The sequence below is a fragment of the Mesorhizobium sp. B2-4-6 genome (genome assembly GCF_006442775.1).
In the GTDB taxonomy this organism is placed as follows: domain Bacteria; phylum Pseudomonadota; class Alphaproteobacteria; order Rhizobiales; family Rhizobiaceae; genus Mesorhizobium.
This window is the reverse complement of the sequence record NZ_VFVI01000020.1, coordinates 24681-43912: the sequence shown is the minus strand read 5'-3', so window position 1 is coordinate 43912 and position 19232 is coordinate 24681. Positions and strand designations below refer to the sequence as shown.

Here is a 19232-nt window from a genome sequence, read left to right as displayed (position 1 = left end):
GTGGCGCGATTTGCTCCGGCGGGTTTTGAGGCGGCGGCATGGACTCGCTGATCAACGCCGCCGGCCGCGCGCTTGCCGCGGGCGATCCGCTCGGCGCCTTGAAGCGCGTCGCGCTGCGCGACGATGCGCCGGCGCTGGCGCTGCGCGGCATCGCGATGGCGCAGCTCGGCGATTTCGCCAAGGCCAAAGCCTTGCTGAAGGACGCCGCCCGCGCCTTCAGTCCGAGGGAAGCGGTAGCGCGCGCGCGTTGCGTCGTCGCCGAGGCCGAGATCGCGCTGGTTTCGCGCGACCTTGGCTGGCCGGAGAAGGCTCTGCGATCCGCCCGTGCGACGCTCGCCGCGCGTGGCGACCGGCTGAACGCTGCCTATGCCGGCAGTCTTGAGGCGCGCCGCCTCATCCTGATTGGCCGCCTCGACGAAGCCGAGCGCCTGCTGGCGGACTTCGATCCGGCGCCGCTGCCGCCGGTGGCGCGCGTCGCGCACGAACTGGCCGCCGCCGGCATAGCCGTCCGCCGCCTCAGGACCAAGGCGGCGCGCTCGGCCTTCGGCCGGGCATCGCTTGCCGCCTATCAAGCCAACATCCCGGCATTGCAGGCCGAAGTCGAAGCGGCATCCCTGGTGCTGAACACGCCGGTCGGCCGGCTGATCGCGCGCGGCGCCGAGAAAGAACTGCTACTCGACGAGGTCGAAGCGCTGCTGACCTCGGGCGCGCTGGTCGTCGATGCCTGCCGCAACGTCGTGCGCCAGGCCGACGCGGTCGTTTCGCTTGCGACCCGGCCTGTATTGTTCGCGCTGGCGCGCACGCTTGCCGAGGCATGGCCGGCGGATGCCTCGCGCGAAGTGCTGCTGAGGCGCGCCTTTCGCGCCAGGCACGCCGATGAATCGCATCGCGCGCGGCTCAGGGTCGAGATGGGACGGCTGCGCGCCGAGCTCGCCGGGCTGGCAGAAATCAACGCGACGGCCGCCGGTTTCACGCTCACGCCGGCCAGCGCCGCTGAAGTCGTCGTGCTGGCGCCGCCGGTCGAGGCGGAGCATGGTGCGGTGATGGCCTTCCTGACCGACGGCGAGGCCTGGTCGAGCTCGGCTCTGGCGATCGCGCTTGGCGCCAGCGCGCGCACCGTCCAGCGCGCGCTGGAGCAGCTTTCGGCCGAACACAAGGTGCAGGCCGTCGGCCGCGGCCGGGCGCGCCGTTGGATGATGCCGCCGGTGACCGGATTCCCGACTGTGTTGTTACTCCCGGGCCCGCTGCCCAGCGACTAGTTCCCGATGCTGGATCGAGGAGACGTCATGAAGCTGATCAGATTGCGGGCGCCAGGCGGCCTGGAAAAACTGGAACTGGTTGAGGAGGATCGGCCCGAAGCCGGACCGGGAGAGTTGCTGGTCCGGATCCGGTCGTGCTCGCTGAATTTCCACGACAGCATGGTTGTCACGGGCAAGAAGCCCTGCGCCGACGGTCGTATTCCGCTATCCGATGGCGCGGGCGAGGTGGTTGCTGTCGGGGACGGTGTCGAAGCATTCAAGGCTGGCGATGCCGTCGTCAGTTGCTATTGGCCCGATTGGCTGGGCGGCGAGGCTTCGCGCGCGAACAAGCGGGGCGAATTGGGCGACGATCTCGATGGCTATGCGCGGGAGTATGCGTGCATGCCCTGGCAGGCTTTCACGAAAGCGCCGGCGGGTTACACCCACGTGGAGGCGGCTACACTCACTTGCGCCGGGGTCACTGCCTGGAGAGGCCTGGTGGTGTGCGGTCAGGTGAAGCCCGGCGATACGGTGCTGATCCTTGGCGCGGGCAGCGTGTCGCTGTTCGCGCTGCAGTTCGCCAAGATGGCTGGTGCTCGTGTTATTGCTACATCCTCCTCTGATGCGAAACTCGAAAAGCTACGGCGACTCGGCGCCGATGCTCTCATCAACTACAAGGCCGTGCCGGACTGGGGGAGCAAGGCGAGGGACCTGACCGATGGGCGCGGTGTCGATCATGTAGTCGAGGTCGGCGGTCCAGGCACGCTGGCCCAGTCGATAACGGCTTGCAGGATAGGCGGTCACATCGCTCTGATCGGGGTGTTGACCGGCTTCGCCGGAGAAGTGTCGATCCCGGCGCTGTTTTCCAATCAGATCCGCGTTAGTGGAATTTCCATCGGGAACAGGGCTGACCAGGAAGACATGATCCGGGCGATAACGGTCAATGGCCTCAGGCCCGTGATCGGTCGCAGTTTTCCGCTGCACGAAATTGCTTCGGCCTTCAGGTCGTATGAGAGCCAAAAGCATTTCGGCAAGGTCTGCGTCGAACTTTAAGGTGCCGGCTTCGGTAAATTCGCGACTGTGTTGTTACTCTCAGGTTTGCAGCCGGGCGGCTAGAGTCGAAGCTGACACAAGAGACCGATGGAGATTTGGAAAATGAAACGAGCCGCTGCCGAGATCCTGCGTGAATACGGACCGTTCCCCGGCGTCGAGCGCGTCAACGGCGTTACCTATGATGGCGAAAATGTCTGGTTCGCCAGTGGCGACAAGCTGAACGCGTTCGATCCCGACAGCGGCATGATCGTGCGTACGATCGATGTCGCCTCGCATGCCGGTACTGCCTTCGACGGCGAATATCTCTACCAGATTGCCGAGGATCGTATCCACAAGGTCGACCCGAAGATCGGCAAGGTCGTCGCAACCATTCCTGCCCCCGGCAACAGGGGTGACTCAGGCATGGCCTGGGCCGAGGGTTCGCTCTGGGTCGGCGAATACCGGGCACACAAGATCCATCAGATCGATCCTGAAACGGGCAAGGTGATCCGCACGATCGAATCGAAGCGCGTCGTCACCGGCGTCACCTGGGTCGATGGCGAGCTCTGGCATGCCACCTGGGAGGGCGAGGAGGGCGATCTGGTGCGCGTCGATCCCGACACAGGCGACGTGCTGCAGGAACTGGCGATGCCCTCCGGCGTGTCGGGGCTGGAATCCGACGGCGGCGGCTGCTTCTTCTGCGGCGGCGGGAGCAGCGGCAAGATCAAGGCAGCGCGGCGCCCGGGACACGGCGGTGGCAAGTAACGGGCTAATGGGTAGGGCGGCCTGATCAGGCCGCCTCGCGTGCCGGCCGCGGCATGGGCTTGCTGGAGGCCTTGGCGGCGTTCGGCCCGTCGACATGCGCCCAGGCCGGCCGCTCGAACAGGAAGGTACCGAAGCCGATGCGCTTGATGATGAAATAGAGCACCACCGGGCTGACGACCGAGACGAGCAATACGGCGAGGCTCAGCATGCCGGTATCGGTCAGAAGGCCACTTGCCAGCATGACACCGCGGAAGATCGACATCGGGATGGTGAAGGCGACATAGACGACCAGCGAATGCTCGCCGAGCCAGCGCAGCCATTCCATAAAGGCGAATTTCGACAGCAAGCCGCCGGCGACGCAGAGCGCCACCGCGCCGGCGACGGCAAGCGACAGATGCAGCGGCGGCCATGCCGCCAGGCCCATCTGCATGCCGACCGGCTGCACGGCGTAGCCCGGCGAATAGACGAGCAGGCCGTTGACGAGCGCCCAGGCAAGCAGGCCCGCAACGGCGATTGCCGGGCGAGCCTGTGTCCATTCGACCAGCCGGAATATCAGCGGCGCCAGGACGAAGCCGAGATAGAAGAACACGAAATAGGCCGCGAACTGCTCGAGCGCATAGCTGTCCGGCTTCGGCGCCCACATCTGCAGCGCGGCGGCAGCCAAGATGACGATCCAGTGCGGCACGCGAAGCTCCCGCAGCAGTCGTATGACGATCCCGAAAACCGCCAGCATGTAGATGAACCACAGGACGCCGTAGGGCTGGACGGCGGCCATCGCGAGATCGTGGAGCATGCCGGCCGGATCGCCGCTGAAGATACCGATCTTCAGCCCGATCGAGATGATCGCCCAAAGCACATAGAAATAGAGGTAATGAACGACGCGGCGGTCGACATAGCGGCGCAATGGCCGGTCGATCACCTGCGACAGGAACAGGCCCGAGATCAGGAAGAATTCCGGCATGCGGAAGGGCGTCGCGAAGCCGATGACATAATGCAGGAAGCCGACGCCGCCGGTGTATTCACCGGTGTTGTAGGCCGAGTACATCATCACCACCAGGAGGATGGACAGGCCCTTAGCCGTATCCACCCACGGCATGCGGTTCGGGTTGCTCATGCGCGATCTCGAGGAAAATTCAACTGCCGCAATTGTAGCGGACACGCAAATCCCGCGCAGCATCAAGCTTCCATTAACGTAAACGGGGCCCTCGTTACGGAGGCGGTCTCAACTGTCGGCCGATGTTGGAACCACGGCGGCGGCACGCGTCTCGCGCATCGCCATCGCGACGATCGCACCCGACAGGAAGGTCAGCGCCGCGATTGCCCCGATCGCCGCGGAAAAGCCGAAGACGTCGGCGATCAGCCCTGCCGACAGCGCCCCGATCGCATAGCCAAGATCACGCCAGAAGCGATAGACACTGAGCGAGCGCGCCCGCCAGGAGGGATGCGATGCGTCCGACACCGCCGCGATCAGGCACGGATAGACCATCGCCGTGCCGAGGCCCAGCAGCAGGCTCGCCAGCAGCCACCAGCCGAAATCGCGCGTCATGGCGGTGAGCATAAGCCCTGCCGCCTGCACCCACATGCCGGCGACGATCAGTCCCTTGCGGCCCCAGCGGTCGCTTAATGGCCCGGTGGCGACCTGGAAGATGCCCCACACCGCCGGATAGACCGCCTTGAGGATGCCGATGCGCTCGATGCCGAGCCCGTTGGCAACGAAGAAGAGCGGAAACAGCCCCCAGCTCATGCCGTCGTTCAGATTGTTGACCAGGCCGGCTTGCGAGGCCGCGAACAGGTTGCGATCGCCAAATGAGGTCCGCATGAAGATCTCGCGGAAGCCGAGCGGCGAAGCTGCCTTCGGATGGTTCGCCAGCTCCAGCCGCACATGCTCGCGCGTGTCGCGCACAAGCAGGATCGATAGCGCGGCACCCAGGATCGCATAGCCGACGCCGAGATAGATCGGCACGGGACGAAAGCCGTAGCGGCTCGCGAGGTAGCCAGTCAGGAATGCGGTGACGCCGACGGCGAGGTAGCCGGCGAACTCGTTGAGGCCGACGGCAAGCCCGCGCGACTTCGGCCCGACCAGGTCCACCTTCATGATCACCGTCATCGACCAGGCGAAGCCCTGGTTGATGCCGAGCAGCGCGTTGGCGGCGACAATCCAGCCCCAGCTCGGTGCTGAGATGATGATGAAGGGCACCGGCAGGCCGAACAGCCAGCCGAGGATCAGCACGCGCTTGCGGCCCCATGTGTCGGCGAGCTGGCCGGAGACGAGGTTGGCGCATGCCTTGACCACGCCGAAACTGACGATGAAGGAGACGACTAGCGTGGTGGAAGCGACGCCGAACTCCTCCGCGCCGATCAGCGGCACCACGGTCCGCTCGATGCCGACCATGCCGCCGACGAAGGCGTTGATCAGCACCAGCAGCGCGAACTGCTTCCAGTTGGCCTTGAGGCCAAGCGCGACGGCGGGCGCCGCTGTGCTCAAGATTTCGCCCCGGCGTTGACGGCCCGGGTCCGCGCTGCCTGCGTCGGCGGAGGAGGGATGTCGGCGGTCATGGCGGCGACGAACTCACCCTCGTCCTCGATGCGGAAGGCCTTGTTGAAGCGCCGCTCGAAGCCGATGGTCGATGTCGGCTTGCCACTCAGCGAGCGGCCGCAGACAGAACCGGAATAGGCGCCGGGCAGCACCTCGATGTGATCGGGCAATTCCTTCAGGCGACGCACGCTGGCGTAGAGCGCGCGGGCGCCGTCCTCGGCGTTTGAAGCAAGCTCGGTGCGGCCGAGATCGCCGACCATCAGCGTGTGCCCGGTGAGCACGAACCAGGGTTCGGTCGATCGCGTCCGGTCGGTGACCAAAAGGCTCAAATGTTCCGGCGTGTGGCCCGGCGTATGCATGACGGTCGCCGTCACATTGCCGAGCTCCAGCACCTCGCCGTCCTTGACACGCCGGAACGGGAAGTCGGCCGCAGCGCCTTCGAACAGCACGTATTCGGCGCCGGTCGCCTCGGAAAGCGTACGCCCCACCGAGATATGGTCGGCGTGGATATGCGTGTCGACGACATAGAGGATGCGCATGCCGGTCGCGCGCGCCGCCTCGACATAGGGCGCGATGTCGCCGAGCGGATCGACCACGGCCGCGGAAGCCTTGCCGCCGCAGCCGAACAGGTAGGAGGCGGCAACCGGGTCGCTATGTAGGAACTGCCTGAGTATCATCGCTTTTTCCTCCGAGCAGGCGAACGTGCCGGGCAGCGTGCCCTGCTTGACAGTCCGAGCTGAAACTGTCATTCAATAATTCCATTGAATGACGATGCGTCTCAGAAAGGCCGATGTCAATCCGCAATCCGAAACAGGCGCTCTACGAACAGTTCGCGATCGTCGCCAAGGCGCTCGGCCATCCGCTGCGCCTGGAAATGATCGAGCATTTGGCGCAGGGCGCGCGCAGCGTCGAGGCGCTCGCGGCGAAGCTCGGCCAGCCGGTCGCCAACATTTCCCAGCACCTCCAGGCGCTGCGTCGCGCCGGCATCGTCTCGGCCGAACGCGACGGCAAGTTTGTCCACTACGCACTCGCGGATGAAAGCGTGCTCTCCGCTTTCGCCTCGGTGCGCGGCGTTGCCGAACGGCATCTCGCCGAGGTCGACCGCATCGTGCGCGGCTATTTCGATGCGCGCGACGACATGCGGCCGGTCACGCGCCACGAGCTCCGCACGCTGATGCGCGACGGGCTGGTGACGCTGGTCGACGTGCGCCCGGCGGACGAGTTCGCGCTCGGCCATGTGCCCGGCGCAATCAATGTGCCGTTGGGGGAAGTCAGGGCGTGGTCTGCCACCGTCGCTCCGGACCGGGAGGTCGTCGCCTATTGCCGTGGCCCGTGGTGCGTGATGTCCTTCGAGGCTGTCGCGGCGCTGCGCTCGCTCGGGTATTCCGCGCGCCGGCTGGAGGATGGTATGCCGGAGTGGAGAGCTGCGGGCTTACCGGTCGAAGCGGCCGCCTAACTGCGGGCAATGATGCCGAGCATCAGCAGCGCAAACTGCCTCCAGTTGGCCTTGAGGCCAAGCGCGATGGTGGTGGCGTTCACGCGGGAAAACCGGCTTTTCTAAAGCCGGAAGTGAAAAGCTCGAGCGCGGCTGGGTCGGCGAACGGGAGACCTGAAATCATTCGAACGGTAACCTCAGGTTTCCTTGTCAGCGCTTCCTCGACTTCAGCGCGCGCCTTCTCCATTTCACCCAAATGTGCGTATGAGGCTGCGAGGAAGGCATGAATGAAGAACTGGTCGCCGGCCTCCCGATACGAACCGACGGCTTCCGAGTACCTTCCAAGCAGGAAAAGGGAACTACCCTTCACCTCCCAGAACCATATCGGAGGGAAGGGGTCGCGCAGCAGCGCGCTTTCGAGCACGTTGAGCGCCGTCTCTGCCCGTCCGCCGTAGTTTAGCCAGCTTGCGTAATCCCCCGCGATGTTCACGTCCAACGGGTTCAGCGAGCGTGCTCGCTCGAAATGCACCCCGGCATCGCCATGCTGGCGCATGTGCGTAAGCACCAGCCCCATGCTCTGGTGACAGACGCCATCGCTCCTGTCGAGATCGAGCGCCGTTCGCGCCGAGTCCCAGGCCTTCCGCAGCGTCCGCGGATCGTTATCGTACCAAAATCTGCCAACAAGGGCCTGCGCGAGGAAGGCGTGGCCTTGAGCGAACGTCGAATCGAGCTCGACACACCGAACGAACAGGGGCTCGGACGTGTCCAGTTCATATCGGTGGAAGTCCGAGCGCCCCTGCAGGTAGTAGTCGTATGCATCCCAATCGGCCGGAGGCTTGCGTCTGGTGCGGCTCGTCGAATCGGCCTCCGCCTGGCCTTCGACAATCGAGGCGATAAGAGCCGCAATCTCGTCTTGCAATGCAAAGATGTCGTCGGTGGCCCGGTCGTACCGTTGGGCCCACAGGTGGGTGCCGGTGGCGGCGTCAATCAATTGTGTAGTGATCCGAATGCGATCACCGATCTTCCTTATGCTGCCTTCGACGAGGTAGCGAACTCCGAGTGCGCGATGCACTTCGGCAATGTCCAATGCCCGATGGCGAAACTGAAAAGATGAATTGCGCGCGATGACAAGGAGAGAGCGAAACCTGGCCAGCTCCGTGATTATGTCCTCGGTTATGCCGTCGCCGAGATATTGCTGGTCCTGATCGCCGCCCAAATTGGCAAAAGGCAGCACTGCGATCGATGGCTTGCCGGACGGCGGTATCGGTTTGCCGGATGCGCTCGCCACCGGCTCGACAGTCCCGGTGAAGCGATAGCCGACGCGCGGCACCGTGGCGATCCACTCGCCGCCGTTGTCAGCCGGACCGAGAGCCTTTCTTAGTGTCGCGATCTGGACGGTAAGGTTGCCCTCCTCAACGGCGGTGCCCGGCCACGCAGCATCCATCAGCTCGGCCTTGGTCAGGATATCACCGGGTCGTGCCGTAAGCGCGGCAAGCAGCGTCAGCCCTCGATGCCCAACGGCGATCGGGATCTCCTCTTTAAGGAGCGTCCCGATGTCGGGATCGAATATGAACGGACCAAAAGCGATGCGAGTCCCCTGCATGAGGGCATATTAGACGTTTCGAAAGCTTTCGGAAAAGGGCGTTCAAGAACGGCAGACCGCAGCCGAGGGTTTGTCCGGCGGCTTGGCGGGCGCGCCGGCAGATCAACGTGGCGATGGCTTCCGAAAGCTGATAGCATCCCTCAACGCTTCTCGACCGGGCTGAGGGTCACCATGTCCGCGCGTTTCTATTCGCTCTTGCTGGCGTTTCTATTGATTGCACCCAGCGCCTTCTCGGAGACGCTGAAGCTTCCCGACAATCTGACGGGATTCAGTTCCCCTTCCGGTGAGAGCTTTCTCGCCGAGAGCACGGCGAAGGAAGCTTATTTTCCTCTCGCAAGCAACTTTCTCACACAAAAAACGCAGGCTTATTGCGGCGTGGCCAGCATCGTCATGGTGCTGAACGCGCTCAACATTCCGGCGCCCGCGGCGCCCGAGTACGAACCCTATAGGACGTTCACACAGGATAATGTCCTGAACGAGCGCACGGAGGCCATTCTGCCTCGCCAGGTCCTGGACAAGCAGGGAATGACGCTCGACCAGATCGGGGCCATTCTTTCCACGCAGCCGATCAAGGCTGAGGTCCGCCATGCATCGGACGCCAGTCCCGAGCAGTTCCGGACCCAGGCCAGTTCGTCCCTTGCCAAACCCGGAAACTTCGTCATCGTCAACTATCTGCGCAAGGCGATGGGCCAGGAAAAGGGCGGGCATATATCCCCGCTGGCCGCTTACGACGAGAAAACGGACAGGTTCCTGATCCTCGATGTCGCTCGTTACAAATATCCGCCCGTGTGGGTGAAAACAGCCGACCTGTTCGCGGCGATGAACACGGTCGACGGCGACAACGAGAACAGAACTCGCGGATACGTGCTTATATCGTCCCTTCCGGGACAGTAGTTCAACGGAACCTGCCGCCAAGAGTGCACACAGGGGATATCGTAGCCCGCCAGGCCTGTCGGATTCATTCCCGGAACACGGCACCGACCGCGAGCCCGCCTGGGTCGCAGGCGAGCTGTGGTCAGTGCGCTGCTGTAAGCCTCAGTCCTTGGCGCGCTCGACGTAGGAGCCGTCGGCCGTCATCACCACGATGCGCGTGCCGGCGGAGATGTGCGGCGGCACGGTCGTGCGCACGCCGTTGGATAGCATCGCCGGCTTGTAGGACGAAGACGCCGTCTGGCCCTTGGTGACCGGCTCGGTGTCGACCACCTCGAAGGTGGCGCGCTGCGGCAGCACCAGCGAGATCGGCACGCCGTTGAACTGCGCGAGCTGGACAGCCATGCCTTCCTGCAGATAGGGCGCCATGTCACCGACCACGGCTTCCGAGGCCACGACCTGGTCGTAGCTTTCCGGGTTCATGAAGTGAAAACCTTCGCCGTCGGAATAGAGGAAGGTGTGCTCGCGCTCCTCGACATAGGCGCGCTCGACCATTTCGGTCGTGCGGTAGCGTTCCGAGACCTTCACCCCGTCGCCGATGCGGCGCATGTCGAGCTGGGTCACCGGCGTGCCCTTGCCAGGGTGGATGTTTTCGGCAAAGAGGATGACATAGAGCTTGCCGTCCTTATCGACGACGTTGCCTTTGCGTAAGGAACTGGCGATGACCTTGACCACGGTATTCGATCCCATTCGAGTTTGTCGGCCTGCAAGCGTCGATTTCCGCGAAGCGGCGACGGCGGCCATCGCGTGCGCCCTAGCGCATCTTGCGCCGAACCGCCAGCCTGCCGCGCGATTTTCCTGCCCATGACCGCCGCCTCGCCCTGGTGGACGCCGCATATCCATGCCGACCGCCGGCCCCGGCTGATGGCGCGCAATGCCATCGCCGCCGCCCTTCGCGGCTGGTTCGCGCAACGCGATTTCGTCGAGGTGACGACCTCGGCGCTGCAGGTTTCACCGGGCAACGAGGCGCACCTTGCCGCCTTCGCCACCGAGGCGATCGGGCCCGACACATCGCGCCGGCCGCTTTATCTCCACACGTCGCCCGAATTCGCCTGCAAGAAGCTGCTCGCCGCCGGCGAGGAACGCATCTTCAGCCTCGGCCCCGTCTGGCGCAACCGCGAGCGCGGGCCGCTGCATCACCCTGAATTCACCATGCTCGAATGGTACCGCGTCGGCGATACGGTTGAACGCCTGATGGACGATTGCGCCGACTTCCTGGCGCTCGCCGCGGAAAAAGCCGGCGCCACAAGCTTCCGTTTCCGCGGTCGCGAGGCCGATCCCTTCGCCGAACCGGAGCGGCTGAGCGTGGCGGAGGCTTTCCTGCGCCATGCCGGCATCGACCTCCTGGCGACCGTCTCGGTCGACGGCGGCACCGATCGCGACGCGCTTCACGAAGCGCTGGTCCGAGCCGGACTGCGCACCGCGCCCGACGACAACTGGGCCGACCTTTTCAGCCGGGTGATGGTCGAAAAGATCGAGCCGGCGCTGGGGCAGGGGCGCGCCACCATCCTTTACGGCTATCCGATTTCGGAAGCGGCACTCGCCCGGCCGAGTGCCGAGGATCCGCGTATTGCCGAGCGCTTCGAGCTCTATTGCTGCGGCGTCGAGCTCGCAAACGCCTTCGGCGAGCTCACCGACCCTGCCGAGCAGCGTCGCCGCTTCATCGCCGAGATGGACGAGAAGGAGCGTGTCTATGGCGAGCGCTATCCGCTGGACGAGGATTTCCTCGCCGCCTTGGCCAACATGCCGCAAGCCAGCGGCTCGGCCCTCGGCTTCGATCGGCTGGTGATGCTGGCGACGGGCGCCGCAAGGATCGACGACGTGATCTGGGCGCCGGTGGCGTGATGTCAGCCGCCGTTGGCCTTTGAGTCAGGTCGGGATTTTCCCCGACTCTGCGAGGCCAGGAATCGTTTGTAACCTTTGCGCCCCATGCGGGCGCGCAAAGCTTCCCGCGTCTCGGCTTCTCCGCATGCCGCCAGGATCTCGTCGAAGTGATCGGCCAAAATATCCTGAATTGCAGGGTCGTTGAAATATGCGTTCAACGGAACCCCATCCGGCACGCTGGGGGCATCCATCAGGGTCCAGAAAGCACGTCCGTGGGTGGAGACAAAATCCCGGGCACGTGAAGCCAGTTCGCGCACGATGGCGCTTCGCCGCGCGCACGAGCGCTGATGGGCGGCTTTGCTGAATGTCCTCAGGCCCGGCATGGAGGGCTGCGCGCCATGCACGTTGCTTCCGTGAATTCGGTAGGCCGAAAGCGGAAGATCTATACAGGCCGAACCAGCCAAGGCATGCACGAACGGCATGAAATAATTGTCGGTCGCGGCATTGCCGACAACGGCCCGAGATGGCTTGCATCGGGCAAGGTAATGCCGCTTGTACAAGTTCGCCGTTCCAGGCGACCAGTGCCAGCCGGGTTCGTGCGGTTCTATCACCGTGGACTGTTGCCAAAGTAGCTCGCGCTCTCGTCCTCCCAAGATCATGTGATCTGAATTTGAGCGATCGGGATCGAAGGGCCTGCCCACCCTGCGGTGCAGCAGCCATGCAAAACCGGAAGACAGCGGCCGCCCGGCATGATCGGTTTCAAGAACGCCGCTCGAGGTTGCCGCGATCGTCGGGCAGTCGCGATGAAGCTGGGCGTGGAAGGCCGCGAAGGTCGCGAACAGGAAATCGTCGGCGTCCATGATACAGACCAATTCCCCCGCCAGGCGATCCAGGACGTCAAGGAACGCGCCCATCTGGTGCAGGTTGCTGTCCAGATATTCGAACGCCAGCCTGGGGTCGGTGTTCTCGAACCCCGCGATGACATCGCGGCTGTCGTCGGTCGAGGCGTTGTCGACGACGAGGCATTCGAAATCGTCATAAGTTTGCGACAGAACGCTCGATATCGCTTGGCCGACATAGCGCCCGTAATTGTGGTTGATGATGAGGAAGCTGATTTTCGGCGCGGTCATTATCGTTTCGACTTCCTCTTCAGGAAGGCGCGAAGATCGCGGGATAACGTTTTGCGAAGGACGCGCATTGGAATTCGGCCTCCGAAACCGGCTTTGAGAATAGATCTTGCCTGAGCGCCGGAAAACCGGGCCGTGACCTCCCTGCTGAATCCTTTGGCACCGAAGACAGACCTCAATTGCGGCGCGTTGCGCTTGAATATCTCGACCGCGATCTCATTGCTGAAATAGTCGCGCAACTTGTCAGGGTTTTCCCGTGTGACCCGGTCTACGACAGGCCAAAACTCTGCCCCCAGAAGCCAGTCGAAACGGTCGCTTTGTTCGATCAGGAACCTTACGCTTTCATATGTGAATTGCTCCAACTTGATGGTGTAATCTCTTGTTCCGCCACGCATGCCCTCGATGCTTTCACCGGTCGCGAAATAGTTGCTCGAGTGCAGGCGATAGCCGGACAAGGGCATGTCGATCAGCGCGCTGCCGGCTACCGCATGGCATATCGTATTGAAATAGCCGTCGGCCGACGCCATCCAAGGTTTGCCGCCATCGTCCAACCGCAACAGACGCAGGACCGAGGTGCGGAACATGTTGGCGCTGCCCGGCGCCCAGAGCCAGCCGATGTGCCACCGCGGTATGGTCGCCGTGCTGGCGTCGAGGAGCCGGTATCGCGACGGGGTGACGGTCGGCAGCCGCAGCACGGTCCGCTCACCTCGGAGGCCTCGTTGCGCGTCCGGTCTGTTCAACTGGAGTTGCTGGTACGAGGCCGTCAGGGCCGTGCCTGTCGAGTCCATCTCCGCGACGTTGGCCGAGGTGAAGCCGACGCTTCGTTGCAATGCCATATGCACCTGGATGTGCGTCGAAGCGTAGTTGTCGAACAGCACGTCATCCGCGTCCACGAAGGTGACGAACCCGCCATTCACCTTGTCCAGAGCCCACAGGGCGGCGCCGAGCTGGCCATGGTTCCGCGCCAGCGTCTCGACCCGGAAACGCGGATCGCCTTCTGCATGCCGGGCGATCACCTCCGCGCTGTCGTCGGTCGAGCCGTTGTTGATGACGATGCATTCGAAATGCGGATAGTCCTGCCGGCGTATGGAATCGATCGCGGCGCCGACATAGCGGCCGTAATTCCAGTTGATGACGACGAAGCTGACGAGCGGCGGCGACAGCGCGCCGCCAGCCAGTCCCTCGATGTCGCGTCCGGCGATCGTGAATGACTTGGTCGCGACGATCCCGCTCTTGCGAATGACGATCTGCTGGCCCCTGTGCAACAGCTCGTACTCTCCGGCGACCTGGCTCAGGAAGGCTTCGATCCCCGCCTTGAGGCGCTTGGCCATTGGCAGATCCGGCTCCCACCGGTAATCGTCCAGGATCATCACACCGTCATTGTCGAGCAGGTCCCAGGCCAGTCGGGCATCGCTGTAGGCGGACGTGGCGCAATGGTCGCCGTCGACATAGATCACGTCGTATAGCCGGTGTTCGGCGGCAAGGCCCGGCAGGACCATTACCGAGTGGCCCTTGCGTTTCTCGACCCGGCCGGCGAAGGGCTTGAGGTTGCGGTCGAAGCGCCGTTCGACCTCGGCCGTGTCCGATTCATACTTCGAGCCAGGTCCGACATGCTCTCCGCTGCCCTGGAAGCTGTCCACGCAGGTGATGCGGGATTTTGGCAGGAACTGCAGGAAAAACAGCGCCGAACGGCCCTCGAACGAGCCGATTTCGAGCACCGCCGTCGCCGTGCCGGCTTTGTCGCCGAGAAGCTCCTCCCAAAGCTTCAGGTGATGGGAGGTCCAGTCATAGGCAAACTCTCCACCGACGAAATACTCCATCCTTCCCCCATAGGCTCGACCCTACTGACTTGGCCCGTCAGCTCGGCGCCGAAGCGGGCACGCGGCCAAGCCCCCGTCATGAGAGCGTGAAACGCTCTTCCAGCGATCGGAACCCCTTCCTGTCGCTTTTGGTCGCGGTATCCTGATTGTCCCGCGCCCATTGCACAAGCGGCAATGGAACAATAGATGGTGCGTCAGCATCCGGAGATGGTGCCTCAGCGTCCAGCGATGGGTGCCGTGGCGCCCAAGAATCGACGCGCGGGCGGGTCCGACCTGACAGACCGCGTGAACAAACAGGAACAACCTCATGACCGATAAGCTCGACGCAGCGAAATTGACCGATCGCGTCGCGGCCCTCGTCGAGGCTGCCAGGCGCGCCGGCGCCGACGCGGCCGACGCGGTCGCGGTGCGCGGCCGTTCGGCCGGCGTCTCGGTCCGGCTGGGCAAGGTCGAGGGCACCGAATCGTCGGAGAGCGAGGATGTCTCGCTGCGCGTCTTCGTCGGCCAGCGCGTGGCGAGCGTCTCGGCCACCGCCGCATCCGACCCGAAGGCGCTTGCCGAGCGCGCGGTCGCCATGGCCAAGGTTTCGCCCGAGGATCCGTTCCAGGGTCTCGCCGATCCGGCGCTGCTCGCCCGCAATTTGCGCGATCTCGACCTCTTCGATCCGACCGAAGTTTCGGCCGACCAGCTCAAGGAAGCCGCCCTTGCCGCCGAAGCAGCCGCATTGGCCGTCAAGGGCGTAACCAATTCCGCGGGCAGCAGCGCCGGCGCCGGCCTGGGAGGCCTGGTTCTCGCCACTTCGCATGGCTTTGTCGGCCAGTACGTCGCCTCGCGTTTCTCGCGCTCGACCAGCGTCATCGCGGGTGAGGGCACGGCGATGGAGCGCGACTATGAATTCTCCTCGCGCCAGCATTTCGCCGATCTCGACGCACCGGAAGAGATCGGCCGCAAGGCCGGCGAACGCGCGGTGCGCCGCCTCGGCGCCCGCAAGGCGGCGACCGGCCCGGTCGACGTGGTGTTCGATCCGCGCGTCGCGCGCGGCATAGCCGGCCATCTGGCCGGCGCCATCAACGGCGCCGCGGTCGCCCGCAAGACCAGCTTCCTGCGCGACATGATGGGCAGAGAAGTGGCCTCGGCCGCCATCACCGTCACCGACGACCCTTTGCGGCGGCGCGGCCAGGCCTCGCGCCCCTTCGATGGCGAGGGCATCGAGGGCGAGAAGCTGCTGATGGTCGAGAAGGGCGTCTTGAACCTCTGGTTCCTGTCGACCTCGGCCGCGCGCGAGCTCGGCCTCGTCACCAATGGCCGCGGCTCGCGCAGCGGCTCGTCGGTTTCGCCGTCCTCGACCAACTTTGCCATCGAGCCGGGCGGGCGTTCGCCGGAAGATCTGATCGCGTCGTTGAAGAGTGGCTTCTATGTCACCGAGGTGTTCGGCCAGGGCGTCGACATGGTGACCGGCGAATACAGCCGCGGCGCCTCCGGCTACTGGATCGAGAACGGCGCGTTGGCCTATCCGGTGGCCGAGGTCACGATCGCCTCGAACCTGAAGACCATGTTCCTCAACATGGTGCCGGCCAACGATCTCGACCGCAATTTCGGCACGGCGGCGCCGACGCTCCTGATTGAAGGGATGACCCTTGCCGGCGCTTGACCAGTTGACTTCGAATGAGGCCCGCGACGACCTCGCTCTGCTGCGCGAGGCCGCTCGCGAGGCTGGCGCCATCGCCATGCGTTATTTCGGCAACAACCCGCAGGTGTGGATGAAGGGCGGTACCTCGCCGGTAAGCGAGGCAGACCATGCGGTGGACGCCTATCTGCGCGAGACCTTGCTCCGGGCGCGTCCGGATTATGGCTGGCTGTCGGAGGAAACCGCCGACGACCATGCCAGATTGTCTGCCCGCCGCACCTTCGTCGTCGACCCGATCGACGGCACGCGCGGCTTTCTCGATGGCCTGCATTCCTGGTGCGTCAGCGTCGCCGTGGTCGAGGACGGGCGCTCGCTCGCCGGCGTGCTCGAATGCCCGGCCAAGCGCGAGACCTATTGGGCGCTGCCGGGCGAGGGCGCCTATCTCAACGACAAGCGCATCCATGTGCGGCCGCTGGGCGAAAGCGTCGATATCGGCGGCCCCAAGCCGCTGGTCGACTTGATGCCGCAGGCTTGGCAGGAAAGGCTGCGGCGGACGGCCTACATTCCTTCGCTTGCCTATCGGCTGGCGATGATCGCCGCAGGCAAGCTCGACGCGGCCTTCGTCAAGCCGAGCGCGCATGACTGGGACATCGCCGCCGCCGATCTCATCCTTGCCGAGGCGGGCGGAGCATTGCTCGACCGTGCCGGCAAGCCGCCGCGCTATGCCGGCGAGGTGATCAATCACGGCGCGCTCGCCGCCGGCAGCGGCGAATTGCTCGGCGTGCTTGCCGGCGTCATTGCCGGGCTTGACGAAGGGTGAGGCGGCCGGCAGTTCCAAAACCGGCCGCTTTGGTCTAGACCTGTCACAATTCATGAATATGCGAAGGATCGGCATGACCGCGGAAGACGGAAAGAAGCAGCTTTTGCACCTGGTGTTCGGCGGCGAGCTGAAAAAGCTGGGTGGAACCGAGTTCCGCGATCTCGACTCTCTCGACATTGTCGGCATCTATCCTGACTATCAAACCGCGCTTGGCGCCTGGAAAGCCAAGGCGCAGGCCAGTGTCGACAATGCTCATATGCGCTATTTCGTTGTTCATCTGCACCGTTTGCTCGATCCAGAATCGAAGGTCGGCGGTTGACGTCGATGGAGCATGAAGCGGTGAAAGGGCCGACCCGGCGGCGCGCCGACAGACGCGGCGGAACGCGCACGCTGTGGCGGCGCATCCGTGAGCCGTTGGCGCAGTCGAGTTTCGTCAAGAACTTCATCGCCAGCCTGTTCGCCTGGTTCCTGCGGTTGATTCGCGTCACCAGCCCGCTCGTCGAAGGCTCGACCCGGGTCGCCGGCGGCGCTCATGCGCATCTTGAGCCGGGCATCATCGCGCTCTGGCACGGCCAGCATCTTTTGACCCCTGCCTATTACCCCGAGGGCCGGCCGCTGGTCGCCATGGTTTCGCGCAGCGCCGACGCCGAGCTCCAGGCGCTGATGATCGAGAAATTCGGCATCGAGGCGGTGCGCGGCTCCGGCGGCCGCAATAGTTCGAGGCATTTGGACAAGGGCGGCGCCAAAGCCTTGATCGCGCTGAGGAAGGCGCTCGTCGCCGGCAAGAACGTTGCCATGATCGCCGACATTCCGAATGGCACGCCGCGTGACGCGGGGCTTGGCATCGTTCTTCTGGCAAGGCTTTCCGGCCGGCCGATCCTGCCCTCGGCCATCGCCACCAGTCGTCGCAAAGTGCTGGAGAAGAGCTGGGACAAGACCACCATCAACCTGCCATTCGGCCGCTCCGCCGTTATCGTGGGGCCGCCGGTCTTCGTGCCGGCCGATGCCGACGAGGCCGAGATGGAGCGCAAGCGCCAGGAGATCACAGCCTCTCTCAATGCCGCGACGGCCGAGGCCTATCGCCTCGTGGACGGCGGAAAATGAGCGAGCGTTGGGCACGCGCGGCCCTCACTGCCTACCGCTATGCGGGGGCGGCCGCCTATCCGCTGATCGGACCCTATGTCGCCTGGCGCGCCTCGCGCGGCAAGGAGGATCGCGTCCGCCGCCGCGAGCGCTACGGCGTTGCCGGCCGTCCCCGGCCGGAAGGGCCGGTGATCTGGATCCATGCGGCGAGCGTCGGCGAGACGATCGCGGTGGTGCCGCTGGTCGAGAGCATCCTCGACTATGGCGTCAACATCGTCCTGACCACCGGCACCGTGACCTCGGCCAAGGTCGCCGAAGAGCGTCTCGGCAGCCGCATCATCCACCAATATGTGCCGCTCGATCTCAAGCCAGCGGTAAGCCGCTTCCTCGATCACTGGCGGCCGGAACTGGCGATCATCGCCGAATCGGAAATCTGGCCGATGACCATCCTGGAACTTGGCGCCCGCAACGTGCCGCAGGTTCTGGTCAACGGCCGGCTGTCGGACCGCTCCTTCATGTCCTGGAAGAAGCGCTCCAGCGTTGCCGAGGCGCTGTTCGAGAATCTCGCCCATGTCATCGCCCAGTCGGATGTCGACGGCGAGCGCTTCCGCGCGCTCGGCGCCCGGCCCGTCACCGTCTCCGGTAACCTCAAGGTCGACACCAACCCGCCGCCCGTCGACGAGCGGGCTCTAGCCACCCTGCAGCGCCAGATCGGCGATCGCCCGACCTGGGCGGCGATCTCGACCCATGACGGCGAGGAGGTGGTGGCTGCCGAGGTCCATGCCAGCCTGCACAAGCGCCATCATGGGCTCGTGACCATCATCGTGCCGCGTCACCCCGACCGCGCCGACGCGCTTGCCGCGCAGATTTCCGGCATGGGGCTGACGGTCGCACGGCGCGGCAAGGGCGACCGCATCTCGCCCGACACCGATATCCTTCTGGGCGATACGATCGGCGAAATGGGCCTTTATCTGAGGCTGACCGAGATCGCTTTTGTCGGCCGCTCGCTGACCTCTGAAGGCGGCCAGAACCCGCTCGAGCCGGCGATGCTCGAAACCGCCGTGCTTGCCGGTCGCAACGTGCAGAATTTCCGCGAGGCCTATCAGCGCCTGCTCGACAGCGGCGGCGCCAAGCTGGTGCGCGACCGCGACATGCTGACCGGTGCCGTCAATTTCCTTTTGACCAATGAAGCGGCGCGCCATGAAATGATGGCTGCGGGGGCCGCCACCGTCGACGAAATGCGCGGCGCGCTTGCCCGCACGCTGAAATCGCTGGAGCCCTATATCCAGCCTCTGGTCGTCAAGGCGCGCCTGAAAGGCGCAAACGGGCGCTAGCGCATGATGCCAAAAATCGGGACCGGTTTTTGGAAAAGTCCATGCGCGAAGCCGAGAC

The 19232-nt window shown here is 64.5% G+C and carries 18 protein-coding genes; 11 read left to right on the top strand and 7 right to left on the bottom strand.

The genetic code is table 11. The features are described 5' to 3' along the window. Window positions 1–38: 38 nt before the first annotated feature. From FJ957_RS30265 to FJ957_RS30255, 3 genes are all read left to right on the top strand, one after another. Window positions 39–1259: a helix-turn-helix domain-containing protein gene (locus tag FJ957_RS30265; RefSeq protein WP_140836827.1), complete on the top strand. Its 1221-nt coding sequence runs from the start codon at window positions 39–41 to the stop codon at window positions 1257–1259. Between the two features lie 27 nt (window positions 1260–1286). After that, the gene (locus FJ957_RS30260; protein ID WP_140836825.1) at window positions 1287–2291 is read left to right on the top strand and encodes an NAD(P)-dependent alcohol dehydrogenase; all 1005 of its coding nucleotides are present in this window, start codon (window positions 1287–1289) and stop codon (window positions 2289–2291) included. A 102-nt stretch (window positions 2292–2393) separates the two neighbouring features. Beyond that, window positions 2394–3035, top strand: a complete 642-nt coding sequence (locus tag FJ957_RS30255; protein ID WP_140836823.1) for a glutamine cyclotransferase — start codon at window positions 2394–2396, stop codon at window positions 3033–3035. 25 nt (window positions 3036–3060) lie between these two features. Here the strand turns inward: FJ957_RS30255 and FJ957_RS30250 are convergent, their stop codons facing one another. The 3 genes from FJ957_RS30250 to FJ957_RS30240 all read right to left on the bottom strand — a co-directional run bounded on the left by FJ957_RS30250 (window position 3061) and on the right by FJ957_RS30240 (window position 6320). Beyond that, window positions 3061–4149: an acyltransferase family protein gene (locus FJ957_RS30250; RefSeq protein ID WP_140836821.1), complete on the bottom strand. Its 1089-nt coding sequence runs from the start codon at window positions 4147–4149 to the stop codon at window positions 3061–3063. A 108-nt stretch (window positions 4150–4257) separates the two neighbouring features. Beyond that, on the bottom strand, window positions 4258–5520 hold the full coding sequence (locus FJ957_RS30245) for an MFS transporter (RefSeq protein ID WP_246686009.1): 1263 nt from the start codon (window positions 5518–5520) through the stop codon (window positions 4258–4260). Continuing rightward, window positions 5517–6320, bottom strand: coding sequence for an MBL fold metallo-hydrolase (locus FJ957_RS30240; protein WP_246686008.1), 804 nt, complete (start codon window positions 6318–6320; stop codon window positions 5517–5519). Before FJ957_RS30240 ends, FJ957_RS30245 begins: the two co-directional genes overlap by 4 nt. A gap of 41 nt (window positions 6321–6361) precedes the next feature. Between FJ957_RS30240 and FJ957_RS30235 the strand changes: the two genes are divergently transcribed. Next, entirely contained in the window at window positions 6362–7027 is a 666-nt protein-coding gene (locus tag FJ957_RS30235) for a metalloregulator ArsR/SmtB family transcription factor (RefSeq protein ID WP_140836815.1), read from the top strand. 79 nt (window positions 7028–7106) lie between these two features. On the opposite strand, the gene FJ957_RS30230 is transcribed toward FJ957_RS30235, so the two are convergent. Continuing rightward, entirely contained in the window at window positions 7107–8609 is a 1503-nt protein-coding gene (locus FJ957_RS30230; RefSeq protein ID WP_140836811.1) for a winged helix-turn-helix domain-containing tetratricopeptide repeat protein, read from the bottom strand. Window positions 8610–8780: 171 nt separating this feature from the next. Between FJ957_RS30230 and FJ957_RS30225 the strand changes: the two genes are divergently transcribed. After that, the gene (locus FJ957_RS30225) at window positions 8781–9503 is read left to right on the top strand and encodes a phytochelatin synthase family protein (protein ID WP_140836809.1); all 723 of its coding nucleotides are present in this window, start codon (window positions 8781–8783) and stop codon (window positions 9501–9503) included. A gap of 141 nt (window positions 9504–9644) precedes the next feature. Here the strand turns inward: FJ957_RS30225 and efp are convergent, their stop codons facing one another. Next, entirely contained in the window at window positions 9645–10214 is a 570-nt protein-coding gene (gene efp, locus FJ957_RS30220) for an elongation factor P (protein ID WP_210243271.1), read from the bottom strand. Between the two features lie 129 nt (window positions 10215–10343). Between efp and epmA the strand changes: the two genes are divergently transcribed. Continuing rightward, the gene (gene epmA / locus FJ957_RS30215; protein WP_140836803.1) at window positions 10344–11384 is read left to right on the top strand and encodes an EF-P lysine aminoacylase EpmA; all 1041 of its coding nucleotides are present in this window, start codon (window positions 10344–10346) and stop codon (window positions 11382–11384) included. 2 nt (window positions 11385–11386) lie between these two features. Here the strand turns inward: epmA and FJ957_RS30210 are convergent, their stop codons facing one another. Both FJ957_RS30210 and FJ957_RS30205 read right to left on the bottom strand, forming a co-directional pair. Then, window positions 11387–12493, bottom strand: a complete 1107-nt coding sequence (locus tag FJ957_RS30210) for a glycosyltransferase family A protein (RefSeq protein WP_140836801.1) — start codon at window positions 12491–12493, stop codon at window positions 11387–11389. Further along, window positions 12493–14208 (bottom strand): glycosyltransferase, encoded by a 1716-nt coding sequence (locus tag FJ957_RS30205; protein WP_181180774.1) that lies wholly within the window; start codon window positions 14206–14208, stop codon window positions 12493–12495. The genes FJ957_RS30210 and FJ957_RS30205 overlap by 1 nt, the downstream gene beginning before the upstream one ends. A gap of 409 nt (window positions 14209–14617) precedes the next feature. Here FJ957_RS30205 and FJ957_RS30200 point away from each other — a divergent pair, with 409 nt between their 5' ends. The 5 genes from FJ957_RS30200 (at window position 14618) to waaA (ending at window position 19174) form a co-directional block, all read left to right on the top strand. Then, window positions 14618–15961 (top strand): TldD/PmbA family protein, encoded by a 1344-nt coding sequence (locus tag FJ957_RS30200; protein ID WP_140836796.1) that lies wholly within the window; start codon window positions 14618–14620, stop codon window positions 15959–15961. Further along, the gene (locus FJ957_RS30195) at window positions 15948–16757 is read left to right on the top strand and encodes a 3'(2'),5'-bisphosphate nucleotidase CysQ (protein WP_140836794.1); all 810 of its coding nucleotides are present in this window, start codon (window positions 15948–15950) and stop codon (window positions 16755–16757) included. Before FJ957_RS30200 ends, FJ957_RS30195 begins: the two co-directional genes overlap by 14 nt. Before the next feature lie 73 nt (window positions 16758–16830). Then, window positions 16831–17076, top strand: a complete 246-nt coding sequence (locus tag FJ957_RS30190; protein ID WP_140836792.1) for a DUF4170 domain-containing protein — start codon at window positions 16831–16833, stop codon at window positions 17074–17076. Window positions 17077–17081: 5 nt separating this feature from the next. After that, the gene (locus tag FJ957_RS30185; protein WP_140836789.1) at window positions 17082–17861 is read left to right on the top strand and encodes a lysophospholipid acyltransferase family protein; all 780 of its coding nucleotides are present in this window, start codon (window positions 17082–17084) and stop codon (window positions 17859–17861) included. Continuing rightward, complete coding sequence (gene waaA / locus FJ957_RS30180) at window positions 17858–19174, top strand: lipid IV(A) 3-deoxy-D-manno-octulosonic acid transferase (RefSeq protein WP_140836787.1); 1317 nt, start codon at window positions 17858–17860, stop codon at window positions 19172–19174. Before FJ957_RS30185 ends, waaA begins: the two co-directional genes overlap by 4 nt. The last annotated feature ends 58 nt before the right edge of the window (window positions 19175–19232 follow it).

Excerpts from the sequence above, each read along its gene's own strand:
- FJ957_RS30200 (WP_140836796.1), top strand. The coding sequence starts at position 14,618 with ATGACCGATAAGCTCGACGCAGCGAAATTGACCGATCGCGTCGCGGCC.
- FJ957_RS30190 (WP_140836792.1), top strand. The coding sequence starts at position 16,831 with ATGACCGCGGAAGACGGAAAGAAGCAGCTTTTGCACCTGGTGTTCGGC.
- FJ957_RS30240 (WP_246686008.1), bottom strand. The coding sequence starts at position 6,320 with ATGACAGTTTCAGCTCGGACTGTCAAGCAGGGCACGCTGCCCGGCACG.
- FJ957_RS30230 (WP_140836811.1), bottom strand. The coding sequence starts at position 8,609 with ATGCAGGGGACTCGCATCGCTTTTGGTCCGTTCATATTCGATCCCGAC.
- FJ957_RS30265 (WP_140836827.1), top strand. The coding sequence starts at position 39 with ATGGACTCGCTGATCAACGCCGCCGGCCGCGCGCTTGCCGCGGGCGAT.
- FJ957_RS30225 (WP_140836809.1), top strand. The coding sequence starts at position 8,781 with ATGTCCGCGCGTTTCTATTCGCTCTTGCTGGCGTTTCTATTGATTGCA.
- epmA (WP_140836803.1), top strand. The coding sequence starts at position 10,344 with ATGACCGCCGCCTCGCCCTGGTGGACGCCGCATATCCATGCCGACCGC.
- FJ957_RS30260 (WP_140836825.1), top strand. The coding sequence starts at position 1,287 with ATGAAGCTGATCAGATTGCGGGCGCCAGGCGGCCTGGAAAAACTGGAA.
- FJ957_RS30250 (WP_140836821.1), bottom strand. The coding sequence starts at position 4,149 with ATGAGCAACCCGAACCGCATGCCGTGGGTGGATACGGCTAAGGGCCTG.
- FJ957_RS30185 (WP_140836789.1), top strand. The coding sequence starts at position 17,082 with ATGGAGCATGAAGCGGTGAAAGGGCCGACCCGGCGGCGCGCCGACAGA.
- FJ957_RS30210 (WP_140836801.1), bottom strand. The coding sequence starts at position 12,493 with ATGACCGCGCCGAAAATCAGCTTCCTCATCATCAACCACAATTACGGG.
- waaA (WP_140836787.1), top strand. The coding sequence starts at position 17,858 with ATGAGCGAGCGTTGGGCACGCGCGGCCCTCACTGCCTACCGCTATGCG.
- FJ957_RS30235 (WP_140836815.1), top strand. The coding sequence starts at position 6,362 with ATGTCAATCCGCAATCCGAAACAGGCGCTCTACGAACAGTTCGCGATC.
- FJ957_RS30255 (WP_140836823.1), top strand. The coding sequence starts at position 2,394 with ATGAAACGAGCCGCTGCCGAGATCCTGCGTGAATACGGACCGTTCCCC.